Source organism: Sphingomonas spermidinifaciens, from assembly GCF_002351485.1.
Taxonomy (GTDB): domain Bacteria; phylum Pseudomonadota; class Alphaproteobacteria; order Sphingomonadales; family Sphingomonadaceae; genus Sphingomonas; species Sphingomonas spermidinifaciens.
The window spans coordinates 307,465-319,732 of sequence record NZ_NWMW01000001.1 but is presented as its reverse complement, the minus strand read 5'-3'; the positions used below and the strand labels follow the sequence as shown (position 1 = coordinate 319,732).

Annotated in this window: 14 protein-coding genes; 10 read left to right on the top strand and 4 right to left on the bottom strand. The window is 69.4% G+C overall.

From position 1 onward, the window contains the following. Positions 1 to 35: 35 nt before the first annotated feature. Positions 36 to 1,190 carry a penicillin-binding protein activator gene (locus tag COC42_RS01540; protein WP_096341530.1) on the bottom strand — a complete coding sequence of 385 codons (1,155 nt, stop codon included), beginning with the start codon at positions 1,188 to 1,190 and terminating at the stop codon, positions 36 to 38. Between the two features lie 75 nt (positions 1,191 to 1,265). On the opposite strand from COC42_RS01540, the gene rsmI reads away from it, so the two are divergent. The 4 genes from rsmI to COC42_RS01520 all read left to right on the top strand — a co-directional run bounded on the left by rsmI (position 1,266) and on the right by COC42_RS01520 (position 4,173). Next, positions 1,266 to 2,105 (top strand): 16S rRNA (cytidine(1402)-2'-O)-methyltransferase, encoded by an 840-nt coding sequence (gene rsmI / locus COC42_RS01535; protein ID WP_096341529.1) that lies wholly within the window; start codon positions 1,266 to 1,268, stop codon positions 2,103 to 2,105. Beyond that, entirely contained in the window at positions 2,102 to 2,455 is a 354-nt protein-coding gene (locus COC42_RS01530; protein ID WP_096341528.1) for a YraN family protein, read from the top strand. Before rsmI ends, COC42_RS01530 begins: the two co-directional genes overlap by 4 nt. Before the next feature lie 49 nt (positions 2,456 to 2,504). Continuing rightward, on the top strand, positions 2,505 to 3,467 hold the full coding sequence (gene gshB, locus COC42_RS01525; protein WP_096341527.1) for a glutathione synthase: 963 nt from the start codon (positions 2,505 to 2,507) through the stop codon (positions 3,465 to 3,467). Positions 3,468 to 3,573: 106 nt separating this feature from the next. After that, positions 3,574 to 4,173 carry a DedA family protein gene (locus COC42_RS01520; protein ID WP_096341526.1) on the top strand — a complete coding sequence of 200 codons (600 nt, stop codon included), beginning with the start codon at positions 3,574 to 3,576 and terminating at the stop codon, positions 4,171 to 4,173. On the opposite strand, the gene COC42_RS01515 is transcribed toward COC42_RS01520, so the two are convergent. Further along, on the bottom strand, positions 4,151 to 5,044 hold the full coding sequence (locus tag COC42_RS01515; RefSeq protein WP_096341525.1) for a TraB/GumN family protein: 894 nt from the start codon (positions 5,042 to 5,044) through the stop codon (positions 4,151 to 4,153). The genes COC42_RS01520 and COC42_RS01515 overlap by 23 nt on opposite strands. A 252-nt stretch (positions 5,045 to 5,296) precedes the next feature. Between COC42_RS01515 and COC42_RS01510 the strand changes: the two genes are divergently transcribed. From COC42_RS01510 to COC42_RS01495, 4 genes are read left to right on the top strand one after another with little or no spacing between them, the layout of a single operon-like run. Further along, complete coding sequence (locus tag COC42_RS01510) at positions 5,297 to 5,707, top strand: hypothetical protein (RefSeq protein WP_096341524.1); 411 nt, start codon at positions 5,297 to 5,299, stop codon at positions 5,705 to 5,707. Positions 5,708 to 5,718: 11 nt separating this feature from the next. Next, the gene (locus tag COC42_RS01505; protein WP_096341523.1) at positions 5,719 to 5,985 is read left to right on the top strand and encodes an HPr-rel-A system PqqD family peptide chaperone; all 267 of its coding nucleotides are present in this window, start codon (positions 5,719 to 5,721) and stop codon (positions 5,983 to 5,985) included. After that, on the top strand, positions 5,982 to 6,833 hold the full coding sequence (locus tag COC42_RS01500; RefSeq protein WP_096341522.1) for an HprK-related kinase A: 852 nt from the start codon (positions 5,982 to 5,984) through the stop codon (positions 6,831 to 6,833). The genes COC42_RS01505 and COC42_RS01500 overlap by 4 nt, the downstream gene beginning before the upstream one ends. Continuing rightward, a complete protein-coding gene (locus tag COC42_RS01495; RefSeq protein WP_096341521.1) occupies positions 6,830 to 7,834 on the top strand; it encodes a nucleotidyltransferase domain-containing protein in 1,005 nt (334 codons plus the stop codon). Before COC42_RS01500 ends, COC42_RS01495 begins: the two co-directional genes overlap by 4 nt. Before the next feature lie 32 nt (positions 7,835 to 7,866). Here COC42_RS01495 and COC42_RS01490 read toward each other — a convergent pair whose 3' ends face one another. Both COC42_RS01490 and COC42_RS01485 read right to left on the bottom strand, forming a co-directional pair. Then, positions 7,867 to 8,274, bottom strand: coding sequence for a GNAT family acetyltransferase (locus COC42_RS01490; RefSeq protein WP_096341520.1), 408 nt, complete (start codon positions 8,272 to 8,274; stop codon positions 7,867 to 7,869). Continuing rightward, positions 8,271 to 8,942, bottom strand: coding sequence for an HAD family hydrolase (locus COC42_RS01485; protein ID WP_096341519.1), 672 nt, complete (start codon positions 8,940 to 8,942; stop codon positions 8,271 to 8,273). The genes COC42_RS01490 and COC42_RS01485 overlap by 4 nt, the downstream gene beginning before the upstream one ends. Positions 8,943 to 9,003: 61 nt before the next feature. Here COC42_RS01485 and glmU point away from each other — a divergent pair, with 61 nt between their 5' ends. Continuing rightward, complete coding sequence (gene glmU / locus COC42_RS01480) at positions 9,004 to 10,371, top strand: bifunctional UDP-N-acetylglucosamine diphosphorylase/glucosamine-1-phosphate N-acetyltransferase GlmU (protein ID WP_096343016.1); 1,368 nt, start codon at positions 9,004 to 9,006, stop codon at positions 10,369 to 10,371. Between the two features lies 1 nt (position 10,372). Next, the gene (gene glmS / locus COC42_RS01475) at positions 10,373 to 12,196 is read left to right on the top strand and encodes a glutamine--fructose-6-phosphate transaminase (isomerizing) (RefSeq protein WP_096341518.1); all 1,824 of its coding nucleotides are present in this window, start codon (positions 10,373 to 10,375) and stop codon (positions 12,194 to 12,196) included. Positions 12,197 to 12,268: the final 72 nt, after the last annotated feature.

Here is a 12,268-nt window from a genome sequence, read left to right as displayed (position 1 = left end):
CACCCCGGCTCAGTGGCCGGGGTGACGAATAGCGGTTAACGGAAGCTTCTCGGCGCGGGGCTGACCGTTACCGTCGTGCCGCCTCGCACTTCCTTCACCTCAAGCGCGCGCTCCGCGATGCCGTCGCGGCCGAAGCGGAAGGCCCCGTCGAGGCCGGCGAAGCCGTCGCGGTCGGTCAGGCGGCTCGCGGGAAAGGGCGACCCCACGCGCCAGTCGCGGGCGATGCGTATCGTCAGCAGCACCGCATCATAGCCCATCGACGACAATCGATAGGGCGCGGCGCCGAAGCGCGTCCGGTACTTGCCGGCGTACTGCGTGTAGAGGTTGTTGGCGACGCTGGCATACCAGGCACCCGAGAGCGCGGCATTGGCACCGACATTCGAATCGCTGTTCCAGAGTTCGGTGCCGAGCACGCGCGCGGCCTTGCCCGCGGCGCTGCGGCGGATGACGGGGACGGCGCCCGCCGCGGTCTGTGCGCCATCGGCGATCAGCACCGCGTCGTAGGGCACCGTCAGCCGGCCGACCGCCGAGGCGACGGCGCGGGGCGCACGATCGAAGGTCTGGAGCGCGACGACGCGGCCCCCTGCGGCCTCGACCGCGCGCAGGAAGCTGGTCGATGCACGCTCGCCGTAGAGCCCCGTCGGGACGAGGCCGGCAAAGTCGCTGACGCCGCTGCGCCGCGCGTGATCGACGACGCGCTCGATCGACTGGGCCGGGGTGTAGCCCATGATGAACACGCCGTCGCCCGCGACGCTGGTATCGTTCGAGAAGCTGATCACGGGCACGCCGGCGCGCCGGGCGATCGGCGCGATCTCGCGCGCGTCCTCGGACAGCAGCGGTCCGAGGATCAGGCGGTTGCCGTCGCGGATCGCCGCCTGGGCCGCAGCGGCGGCACCGCGTGCCGTGTCGTAATTGGTGATGCGCACGGCTTCGCTGCGGGTGTCGAGGAGTGCGAGTTGCGTCGCGTTGGCAAGGCTCTGGCCGACGCGCGCATTGGAGCCGGTCAGCGGCACCAGCAGCGCGACGCGGTGGCGCGCCTGATCCTGCGGCAGGCCGGGGCCGATCGGCGCTGGCCCGGGCTCGGGACGGGTCGCCGGCGGCGGGGCCTCGCCCGGCGGCGCACCGCGCGGGACCAGCGTCGAACAGGCGCTGAGCGCCATGGCGAGGACCACGGCCGCAAGGCGGCGCATGTGCCTTCCCGCCAAGCGCGGAGCGCGCATTCCCGGTTGCGGTATCGCGTACGCCTCTGCCATGGCTCTCCCCTGATGAACGCCGAACTGTCGCCCGGTCTCTATATCGTCGCCACCCCGATCGGCAATCTCGGTGATTTGTCGCCTCGCGCGGCGCATGTGCTTGCAAACGCGGACGTTGTCGCGGTCGAGGACAGCCGCGTCACGGCCGGACTTCTCCGACATATCGGCGCCCGGCGGCCGATGACGCCCTATCACGATCACAATGCCGATGCCGTCCGCCCCGGCCTGATCGCACGAATGGGGGGCGAGGTGGTAGCGCTAGTGAGCGATGCGGGCACCCCGCTGATCTCGGACCCCGGCTACAAGCTGGTGCGCGACGCGCGCGCGGCGGGGCATCAGGTGGTGACGGTGCCGGGGCCGTGCGCGGCGGTGGCGGCGCTGACGCTGGCAGGACTGCCGACCGACCGCTTCCTGTTCGTGGGATTCCTCCCGTCCAGGCAACACGCACGCGCCGAAGCGATCGCCGAGATCGCAGGAATCCGTGCGACGCTCATCCTCTACGAATCGGGGCCGCGGCTGTCGGCGTGCCTTACCGCGCTGGCCGAGGGGCTGGGCGACCGAGAGGCCGGCGTGGCGCGTGAGATCACCAAGAAGTTCGAGGAATGCGTGACCGGCCGCCTCTCCGTGCTCGCCGAACGCTATGCCGACGCGCCGCCCAAGGGCGAGATCGTTGTCGTCATCGCACCGCCGGACGCGCCGCCACCCGCCAGCGCCGACGATCGCGACGCGGCGCTGGCCGAAGCGCTGACCCGCCTGCCGCCCGCCAAGGCCGCCGGAGAGGTCGCAAAGCGCCTCGGCCTCGACCGCAAGGCGCTCTACGCGCGGGCGATGGAGATGAAGGGCGGGCAATGAGGGATCGCCACGCCGCCGAGGCTCGCGGCCGGCGCGGCGAGGAACAAGCAGCCTGGTATCTGCGGCTCAAGGGCTGGACGATCGTCGCCAGCCGCGTGCGGACCAAGGCGGGCGAGGTCGACCTGATCGCGCGGCGGCGCGGCGTGGTCGCCTTTGTCGAGGTCAAGGCGAGGGCGACCGCCGAGGAACTCGACCATGCGATCGACGAGCGCAGACTGGTGCGCGTGGCGGCAGCCGCCGAAATCCTCGCGCCCGAACACGCGATGGCGGGAGAGGCGATTCGCATCGACGTGGTGCTGCTCGCGCCCGGATGCCTGCCGCGACATATCGAGAATGCTTGGATCGGGTGACACGCGGTTGCAGCATCCCTAAGTCCCGGCTTCACTCAGGGAGAAGTTCATGTCGCTGACCGTCGCCGTGCAGATGGACCCGATCGCCGGCATCAACATCGCGGGCGATTCGACCTTTGCGCTGATGCTGGCCGGGCAGGCGCGCGGGCACCGGCTGTTCTATTATACCGCCGACCAGCTCAACTGGTCCGGCGGACGGCTTTGGGTGAATGCGCGCCCGGTCGAGGTGCGGCCCATTCCCGGCGATCACTTCACGCAGGGCGAGCCGCAGCCGCTCGATCTCGGCGACGAGGCCGATGTCGTGCTGATGCGGCAAGATCCGCCTTTCGACCTCGGCTACATCACCGCGACGCATCTGCTCGAGCGGGTCAAGGACCGGACGCTGATCGTCAACGATCCGACGAGCGTCCGCAACGCGCCCGAGAAGGTCTGGGTGCTCGATTATGCCCGGTTCATGCCGCCGACGCTGGTGACGCGCGATCTGGACGAGGCGCGAGCGTTCCTGGCCACCCACGGCTCGGTCGTGGTCAAGCCGCTGCACGGCAATGGCGGCAAGGCGATCTTCAAGATCGACGAAGGCGGGCAGAACCTTTCCTCGCTGGTCGAGGTGTTCAACATGACCTGGCGCGAGCCGCACATGGTGCAGGCCTTCCTCCCCGGCGTGGCGAAGGGCGACAAGCGCATCGTCCTGGTCGACGGCGAGGTCGCGGGGGCGATCAACCGGCTTCCCGGGGAGGGCGAGATTCGCTCGAACCTCGCCGTCGGGGGACGCGCCGAGGCTGCGGAGCTGACGCCGCGCGAGCGCGAGATCTGCGCGGCGCTGGGCCCCGAGCTCAAGGCGCGCGGGCTGATCTTCGTCGGGATCGACGTGATCGGCGGCGAGTGGCTGACCGAGATCAACGTGACCTCACCGACCGGCATCCTCGCGATCGACCGGTTCAATGGGACCGACACGGCGGGCGCGATCTGGGATGCGATCGACGCGCGGCTGAGTGCGCGGAACGCTCGCTGAACGCCACCCTGAACAACTCAGGGGTGAGGCAAGGCGAGCGGGGGGCGCATTGCCAGCTTCCCCCGACCCGCCTAGAGCGCGCGGCGCTGCAGCAAGGAATGCGTGAATGACCGACCGCCTGATCGAACTCGTCGGCGCCTGGGGCTATCTCGGCATCGCGATCGCGATGTTCCTGGAGAACGTATTCCCGCCGATCCCGTCGGAAGTCATCATGGGCCTGACCGGTATGGCGGTCGCCGACGGCAAGCTCGGCTTCGTAGAGGCGGTAACGGCGGGGACGATAGGCGCGGTGCTGGGCAACTGGGTCTGGTACTGGATCGGGCGCGTCGTCGGCTATGCGCGTTTCAAGCCGCTGATCGATCGGTTCGGCCGCTGGCTGACGCTCGACTGGGCAGAAGTCGAGAAGATCGTCGGCATCTTCACCCGCTACGACCGCGCGATCGTGTTCTGGGCGCGTTTCCTGCCAACCGTACGCACGATGATCTCGCTGCCCGCGGGCATGCTGCGGATGAGCCAGGTCAAGTTCCTGTTCTGGACGACGCTGGGTACCGCGATCTGGAACGCGGTGCTGATCGGCGCTGGCTATATCCTCAAGAACGAGTTCGGGCAGTTCGAGCGTTACTATGGCCCGGTCGCGATCGTGCTGATGGTCGCGGTGGTGATCCTTTATCTCTACCGCGTCTTCACTTGGAAGCCGCAGGCCTGACGCGCCGGGCCGTAAGGCCCCGTTCGGCAAGCGCGCGCTGGACGGTGTCGCTGCCGGTCAGATGGCCGACGCCCACCGCCATGAAGACGGTGCCGGGGCGCTTGAGCCGATTGACGATCCAGCCAGCCCAGCGGCGGTTGCGGTCGGAGAGAATCGCCTTGCCAAACGCGGCCGAACTGGCGCGCTGATCGGCATCGACGATGCGGCCGAGTGCGGCGGCGTCGCCCGCAATCCAGGCGGCGAGCACCGCGTCGGTCGAGTCGCCGGTCTGGTCCATGTTGTCGAGCTGGCGCTTGAGCATCGCCAGCTGCGCTTCCTCCGGCAGCGTGTCGAAATAGCCGAGCTGCTGCGTCCGCGGTTCGAGGCCAACGATCGGCTTGCCCGCGGCTCGCGCCGCGCCGGTCAGGACCGCCTCGACCCCCGCCGACACGTCGTAGCCGCGTCGCTTGAGCGGCAGCACCGACAGCGTGGTCGCGGCGAGCCACGGCTTCACGCGGTCGAAGGCACCCGCAGGATAGCCGAGTTCGGCAAGCGCGGCAGCGAGTTTCGGCCGATAGCCCGCGGGCAGGCGCTCGGGGAGCGTCGGGCCGTCCTTCGTCTTGCCGACCGCGTCCTGCACCCGCTGCGCCTCGGCGGTGTCGACGGGCGGCGTTTCGAGGACCAGCGTGTCGGCACGATCGAAGGCAGCGCGGACATCGTCGTCGAACCAGCCGAGATTGGGCTTGAGCCAATGCACGCTGCCGAAGAGGTAGATGGTCGTATCGGCGTCGCGTACCATCCAGAGCGGCGGATCGGCCGGAACGGGCGGCGGCGGCGTCGCCGGCCCGGCAAGGACGAGCGCGAGCGCGGCGAGGAGGAGGCGCAGAGGCATTGTTTTGGGCATAGGCTGCGCTGGCCGCGATCTGAAGCCCCTCACGATCCTCCCCTGCAATGGGAGGGGAACCGTGCGAAGCATGGTGGAGGGTCAGGGCCGCAAGTGTGGCGTCGGTGGCGAGCCCCCTCCACCAGCCTGCGGGTGGTCCCTCTCCCAGTACCGGGGAGGATCCAGGCTGTCCCGAATTGCGCGCGTTCGCCGGCACTTTAACCATTGCGAAAGCTGGCGTGCGCGAGGAAGAGTGGGACCATGAGCGAGGATACGCCCGACGCCCCGACGCCTGCGACGCCCGGCCCCGAACTCGGCCGTCGCGCGCTGATGCTCGGTGCAGTGGGCGCCTCGGCGGTGATGTCGATCCGCCCGGCGCTGGCGCAGACCGCCGCCTCGATCTCGAACTGCCAGATTCCCGTGCCTGACCCGGCACGCGCGGGGCAGTATGTCGCGGCCGATGGCAAGCTCGTGCCCGCTGGCACGCAGGGCGCGTTTCCGCCTGCCGGGCGGCCGTTTACCGGCGAGGAAGTGAAGCGCGCGCTCAATGGCGGAACGCTCCCTGGCGCCGATTATCAGCGTAGCAAGGCTTACACCAACTATATCCGCCGGTTGCAGCAGGGGACGAGCGGCTTCACCTGCTTCGCCTCGCTGCAGATGCCCCGCGCCTGACGCGCCACGCGATGCGCTATCGTGCCGCCGACCGGGCGAGCCTGCGCATCGTGCCGCTCGACGTGCTCACCGCCATCTATCACCGCGCGTCGGGCCAGACGCATATCGTCGAGGCACCGGTTCCCGAGATTCTCGCGGCGCTGGGGGATGACGCTCTTGACGTCGGAGCGATCCTCGACAGGCTCGCCCGCGACTATGCGCTGATCGATCCCGATCCCGCCGCGCTCGCCGACCGGCTCGAGGAGCTTGCCGCCGCCGGCCTGGTGATACGGACGTGAGGCACGTGTTTTCGGTACGGATCGGGCCGGCGGGATTCCGCGTCGGCAGCGACTGGCGCCGGCCGGTCGCCGAGCTAGAGGATTTGTACCGCGACTATCCGAAGCCCGAGGACGGCGTGCCCGACTTCACCGTGCGCCTGTTCGCGGCGCGGCCGTGGCGGCGCGTCGTGCGGCCGGCCGTGATGATCGGCGGCGATTTCACCATTCCCGACGCCGCCCCCCTGCCGCTCGACCTCGGCCTGCTGGCGGCGGAGATGGGAATGAACCTGCAGATGGCGCTCGCCCAGCGGCGCTACCTGCTGCTACACGCGAGCTGCGTCGAGCGCGGCGGGCGGGCGGTGCTGATGACGGGGGAGAGCGGGGCGGGCAAGTCGACGCTCGCCGCGCTCCTGATGGCGCGCGGCTGGCGGCTGATGGGCGACGAGTTCGCGCTGGTCGATCCCGCGACCGGCCTGATCCACGGCTTCCCGCGGCTCATCAGTCTCAAGAATGAGAGCGTGGGGGTGATGCAGGCGGCGCTGCCCGACGGGCGGTTCGGCCCGCCGCAGCTGGCGACGCCCAAGGGCGATATTCGCCACCTCGTACCCGATGCCCGCTCGATCGAGGCGATGGCCGAGCCGGCGGTGGCGGCGCATATCGTCTTCCCGCGCTTCGGTCTGGAGCGGGCCGAGCGCGAGGTGCCGCCGGCTGAAACCTTCGTGCGGCTGACGCAGGCATCGACCAACTATGTCGCCTTGGGCGAGCGCGGGTTCGACGCGCTGACCCGGCTGGTGCGGAGCGTGCCCGCGACGGCAATCGACTATCCCGACGCGGCGACCGCAATCGCGCAGGTGGAGGCGCTGGCATGAGCGCTCGGCTTCTCGTCGCGGCGCTGCGCGATCCCGCCTGCACCGGAGAGTTCAATGCGGCGGGCTGGACGGCGCTGATCTCGGCGGCGCGCGCCGAGCAGATGATCGGCACGCTGGCGGTTCGTGTCGCGGGGCTGCCGATGCCGGCGGCGGTGGCGCGCATCCTGGAGGACGCCCGCGCTTCGGCCGAGCAGGGGCGGATCGCGGCGCTGTGGGAGGCGGAGATGGCGCGGCGGGCGCTGGCGGCGATCGGGGTACCGGTGATCCTCCTCAAGGGCACCGCCTTCGTCGCGGCGGGGCTGAAGGCGGGGCAGGGGCGGCATATCGGCGATCTCGACATCCTCGTGCCGCGCAACCGGCTGGAGGAGGTGGAAGCGGCGCTGCTGGCGGCGGGATGGGAGTGGGTGAAGCCCGACCCCTATGATGACGCCTATTACCGGCGCTGGATGCACGAGCTGCCGCCGCTCATCCATCGCGAGCGCGACCGGATGATCGACGTTCACCACACGATCCTGCCGCTCACCGCGGCGCCGAAGCCTGATGCGGCGGCCTTGGTGGCCGGTGCGGTCGAAATCGGCGGCGGGCTGTCGATGCTAAGCCAAGAGGACGTGGTGATCCATGCCGCCGCGCATCTGTTTGCCGATGGCGAGCTGGCGGGCGGGCTTCGCAACCTGTGGGATATCCACTGCCTGATCGGTGAGTATGACACGCCGGGCTATGTCGAGGGGCTGCGGGCGCGGGCGCGGGTGCACGGGCTGCTGCCGGCAGTCGATCGCGCGCTCCGGCTCAGCCAGTGGCTGTATGGCGCGGGGGCGCCGCTGACGCTCACCGATCGGCTGTTCGTGCGGCGCCTGCTCGGGCGTGACGGGTGGGGGCGGCAGCGGCGCAAGGCGATCGAGTTCGGCTTCTACCTGCGCGGGCATCTGCTGCGGATGCCGCCTGCGATGCTCGCGCGGCACCTTTGGACCAAGTGGCGCAAGGGATATCGGCCGGTTCACTAGCATCTCCCCGCTCCGAGGGGAGGTGCTTGGGGTTAGAGCAGCTTCCCCATGCTGATCCGCGGTTCGATCGTGTAGCCGAGGCGTTCGTAGAAGGCCGTGACCGCGGCATTGCCTTTGCGCACCTGGAGGTTGACCTTGAGGCAGCCGCGCGCGGCCAGCGCCGCCTCCGCCGCGCGGACCAGCGCGGCGCCGAGACCCTGACCGCGGTGCGAAGGCGCGACCGCGACGCCCCACAGCCAGCCGCGATGGCCATCATAGCCGTGCATGATGCTGCCGACGATCCGCCCCGCATCCTCGGCGACGAGGACCGAGCCGGGTTCGACGCGCAGCTTCTCGGGCACCGAGACGGGCGCGGCGTTACGGGGCGGGTCGTCGGGGAAGCAGGTGCGCCACAGCGCGTCGAGGCCCGCCATGTCGCCCGCCTCGAACGGCCGGATCATCCGAGCCGCTCAAGGGTGGGCACCAACTCGTCGAAATGGTGGATGATCGCGTCGGCGCCGAGCTCGTCGACGGGCTGCATCAGGAAGCCGAAGCTCACGGCGATCGCCGGTATGCCCGCCGCGTGAGCGGCGCCGACGTCGTAGATCGAATCGCCGACGAACGCCGCACGTCCGCCGCCCAGCCGCTCGATCATCGCGTGGATCAGCGCGGGGCTCGGCTTGGCCTGACCGGGGCCGAGTGAATCGCCGCCCAGCAGCACCTCGAACCGGTGCGACAGGCCGAGTTCGCGGACCAGCTTGTCAGCGAGACTATGGAGCTTGTTGGTGACGATGCCGATCCGGACGCCCCGCGCGGCCAACGCGTCGAGCGCGTCGAGCATCCCCGGATAGGGCACCGTGCCTTCGGAGATGTTCGCTTCGTAGAAGGCGAGCAGTTCGGGCAGCAGTTCGGCCAGCGCCGCCTCGTCGCAGCCGCCCGAGACGCGCAGTCCCTCGGCCAGCATGTGGCGCGAGCCGCGGCCGACCATTGGCTTGACGGTCTCGACATGCAGCGGTGGGCGGCCAGCGAGCGAGAGCGCGTGATTGACCGCGCGCGTGAGGTCGGCCGAGGTGTCGAACAGCGTGCCGTCGAGGTCGAAGCCAACGATATCGAATGAAAAATCGGTCATGTCGGGGCCGATGCCCGCGCCGCTATGGAAATGGCAAGGCTTTCATGGCACCGCGCCGGCAATGATCGAGCAAACGAAACCCGCGCGGCCGATCGCCGCGATCGTGCTCGCCGCCGGGCGCGGCACGCGGATGAAGTCGGAGCTGCACAAGGTGCTGCACCCGATCGCGGGCAAGCCGATGCTGCTTCATCTGCTGGACAGCGTCGAGGTGCTCGGGGCCGAGCGGCAGGTGGTCGTCGTCGGCGACCGGCGCGAGCAGGTCGAGGCGGCGGTCGCGGGCCGCGCCGACACCGCGCAGCAGGCCAAGCAGCTCGGCACCGGACATGCCGTGGCACAGGCGGAGGCGGCGCTGGCGGGCTTCGCGGGCGACGTGCTGATCCTCTATGGCGACGTGCCGCTGGTCCGGCCGGAGACGATGCGGCGGATGCTCGATCGGCTGCATGGGCCAGATGCGCCCGCCTGCGTCGTGCTCGGCTTCCGCCCCGACGATCCCGGTGCCTATGGCCGGGTGATCGCCGATGCGGACGGGCGGATCGACCGGATGGTCGAGTTCAAGGACGCCTCGGCTCAGGAGCGGGCGGTGACGCTCTGCAATTCGGGGCTGATGGCGGTGCGGGCCGAGGATCTGTTCGCGCTGCTCTCGCGCGTCGGCAACGACAATGCGGCGGGCGAATATTACCTGCCCGACATCGTGATGCTGGCGGGGCAGGACGGCCGCGCCTCCGCGGTGATCGAGACTGCGGCGGACGAGGTCGACGGCGTCAACAGCCGCGGCGAGCTCGCCCGGCTGGAGGCGAAGTGGCAGGCGGCGCGGCGGGCACGGGCGATGGCCGACGGGGCAACGCTGATCGCGCCGGAGACGGTCTGGTTCTCGCACGACACAGTGCTCGGCCGCGACGTGACGGTAGAGCCGAACGTCTGGTTCGGGCCGGGTGTATCGGTGGCCGATGACGTGGTCATCCACGGCTTCTCGCACCTCGAGGGCTGCTCGATCGCCAGCGGGGCTGAGATCGGCCCCTATGCGCGGCTGCGACCCGGTGCCGACATTCGAGAAGGCGCCAAGGTCGGCAACTTCGTCGAGCTGAAAAAGGCGGTGCTCGGCGCAGGCGCCAAGGCGAACCACCTGAGCTACATCGGCGATGCCGAGGTGGGATCGGGTGCGAATATCGGCGCGGGCACCATCACGTGCAATTACGACGGCTATCTCAAGTACCGCACCGTGATCGGCGAGGGCGCATTCGTCGGCTCGAACAGCGCGCTGGTCGCGCCGGTGACGATCGGCGCGGGCGCGATCGTCGGGGCAGGTTCGGTAGTGACCGCCGACGTGCCTTCCGATTCCTTGGCACTGGCGCGCGGACGACAGGAAGTGCGCGAAGGGTGGGCGGCCCGGTTCCGTTCGGTGATGAAGGCGCGAAAGGCGGCGAAGTAACATGTGCGGCATCGTAGGCATTCTCGGCACCAGCGACGTGGCCGATCGGCTGTTCGACGGGCTCAAGCGGCTCGAATATCGCGGCTATGACTCGGCCGGCATCGCGACGCTGCACGGCGGCGCGATCGAGCGCCGACGCGCCCAGGGCAAGCTCGCCAATCTCGGCAAGCGCCTGCACGAGGAGCCGCTGCCGGGCCATGTCGGTATCGCCCATACGCGCTGGGCGACGCACGGCGCCCCGACCGAGGACAATGCCCACCCGCACGTCGCAGGGTCGGTCACCGTCGTCCACAACGGCATCATCGAGAACTTCAAGCCGCTGCGCGACGAGCTTATGGCCCGCGGCCGCACCTTCCGCAGCCAGACCGATACTGAGGTCGTCGCGCACCTGATTGACGAGGCGTTGCAGGCGACCGGCGATCCGGTCGAGGCGGTGCGAACCGCGCTTCCGCGCCTGCACGGGGCGTTTGCGCTCGCGATCCTGTTTGCGGATCATCCCGACCTGTTGATCGGCGCGCGGCTCGGGTCGCCGCTGGTCATCGGCTATGGCGAGGGCGAGACGTATCTCGGCTCCGACGCGCTGGCGCTGGCGCCGCTGACGCAGCGCATCGCCTATCTCGACGAGGGCGACTGGGTCGTCATCGAGCGCAACGGCGCGCAGGTCTATGACCGCGACAACAACCCGGTCGAGCGGCCAGTCACGATCAGCGGCGTCACCGGCGCGCTGATCGACAAAGGCAATCATCGGCATTTCATGCAGAAGGAGATCTTCGAGCAGCCGATCGTCGTCGCCCAGACGCTTCGCTCGTACCTCCAGCGGCTCGAGGGGCAGATCGTGCTGCCGATCCCCGAGTTCGACCTGTCGGGCATCCGCCGTGTGACGATCGTCGCGTGCGGGACGAGCTACTATGCAGGGATGGTCGCCAAATACTGGTTCGAACAGTTCGCGCGCGTACCGGTCGACATCGATGTGGCGTCCGAGTTCCGCTATCGCGCCCCGGTAATGGAGCCGGGCGGGCTGATGATCGTCATCAGCCAGTCGGGCGAGACTGCCGACACGCTCGCGGCGCTGCGCCATGCCAAGGCGGAGGGGCAGACGATCGCCGCGGTCGTCAACGTGCCCACCAGCACGATGGCGCGAGAGGCCGACCTGCTGCTCCCCACCCATGCGGGACCGGAGATCGGCGTCGCTTCGACCAAGGCGTTCACCTGCCAGCTGTCGGTACTCGCTGCGCTTGCCGCCAATCTGGCCAAGGCCAAGGGTCGCCTTTCGGCCGAAGAGGAGCGCGCGCTCGTCCGTCATCTCGCCGAGGCGCCCGCGGCGATCAACGGCGCGCTTGCCTATGACGAGGCAATCGAGGCGATGGCGCCGCTGATCGCGGGCGCTCGCGACGTGCTGTATCTGGGTCGCGGCACCGACTATCCGCTGGCGCTGGAGGGCGCGCTCAAGCTCAAGGAAATCAGCTATATCCATGCCGAAGGTTATGCCGCGGGCGAGATGAAGCACGGGCCGATCGCGCTGATCGACGATGCCGTCCCCGTCATCGTCATCGCGCCGTCGGGCCCGCTGTTCGAGAAGACGGTCTCGAACATGCAGGAAGTGCAGGCGCGCGGCGGCAAGGTGGTGCTGATCTCCGACTATGACGGGATCGAGGCGGCCGGCGAGGGGTGTCTGGCGACCATCACGATGCCCAAGGTCCACCCGCTGATCGCGCCGATCGTCTATGCGGTGCCCGTGCAGTTGCTCGCCTATCACGTGGCGGTGGCGAAGGGCACCGACGTCGACCAGCCGCGCAACCTGGCGAAGAGCGTGACGGTCGAATAGCGCGCAAAAGGTCAGGAGTGGCTTGGTAGCGATAACTCCGACAAATAACTGTTGCTCAGGCCCAGTTAACGC

Coding starts and splice junctions, on each gene's coding strand:
- COC42_RS01540 (WP_096341530.1), bottom strand. CDS start 1,190: ATGCGCCGCCTTGCGGCCGTGGTCCTCGCCATGGCGCTCAGCGCCTGT.
- rsmI (WP_096341529.1), top strand. CDS start 1,266: ATGAACGCCGAACTGTCGCCCGGTCTCTATATCGTCGCCACCCCGATC.
- COC42_RS01530 (WP_096341528.1), top strand. CDS start 2,102: ATGAGGGATCGCCACGCCGCCGAGGCTCGCGGCCGGCGCGGCGAGGAA.
- gshB (WP_096341527.1), top strand. CDS start 2,505: ATGTCGCTGACCGTCGCCGTGCAGATGGACCCGATCGCCGGCATCAAC.
- COC42_RS01520 (WP_096341526.1), top strand. CDS start 3,574: ATGACCGACCGCCTGATCGAACTCGTCGGCGCCTGGGGCTATCTCGGC.
- COC42_RS01515 (WP_096341525.1), bottom strand. CDS start 5,044: ATGCCTCTGCGCCTCCTCCTCGCCGCGCTCGCGCTCGTCCTTGCCGGG.
- COC42_RS01510 (WP_096341524.1), top strand. CDS start 5,297: ATGAGCGAGGATACGCCCGACGCCCCGACGCCTGCGACGCCCGGCCCC.
- COC42_RS01505 (WP_096341523.1), top strand. CDS start 5,719: ATGCGCTATCGTGCCGCCGACCGGGCGAGCCTGCGCATCGTGCCGCTC.
- COC42_RS01495 (WP_096341521.1), top strand. CDS start 6,830: ATGAGCGCTCGGCTTCTCGTCGCGGCGCTGCGCGATCCCGCCTGCACC.
- COC42_RS01490 (WP_096341520.1), bottom strand. CDS start 8,274: ATGATCCGGCCGTTCGAGGCGGGCGACATGGCGGGCCTCGACGCGCTG.
- COC42_RS01485 (WP_096341519.1), bottom strand. CDS start 8,942: ATGACCGATTTTTCATTCGATATCGTTGGCTTCGACCTCGACGGCACG.
- glmU (WP_096343016.1), top strand. CDS start 9,004: ATGATCGAGCAAACGAAACCCGCGCGGCCGATCGCCGCGATCGTGCTC.
- glmS (WP_096341518.1), top strand. CDS start 10,373: ATGTGCGGCATCGTAGGCATTCTCGGCACCAGCGACGTGGCCGATCGG.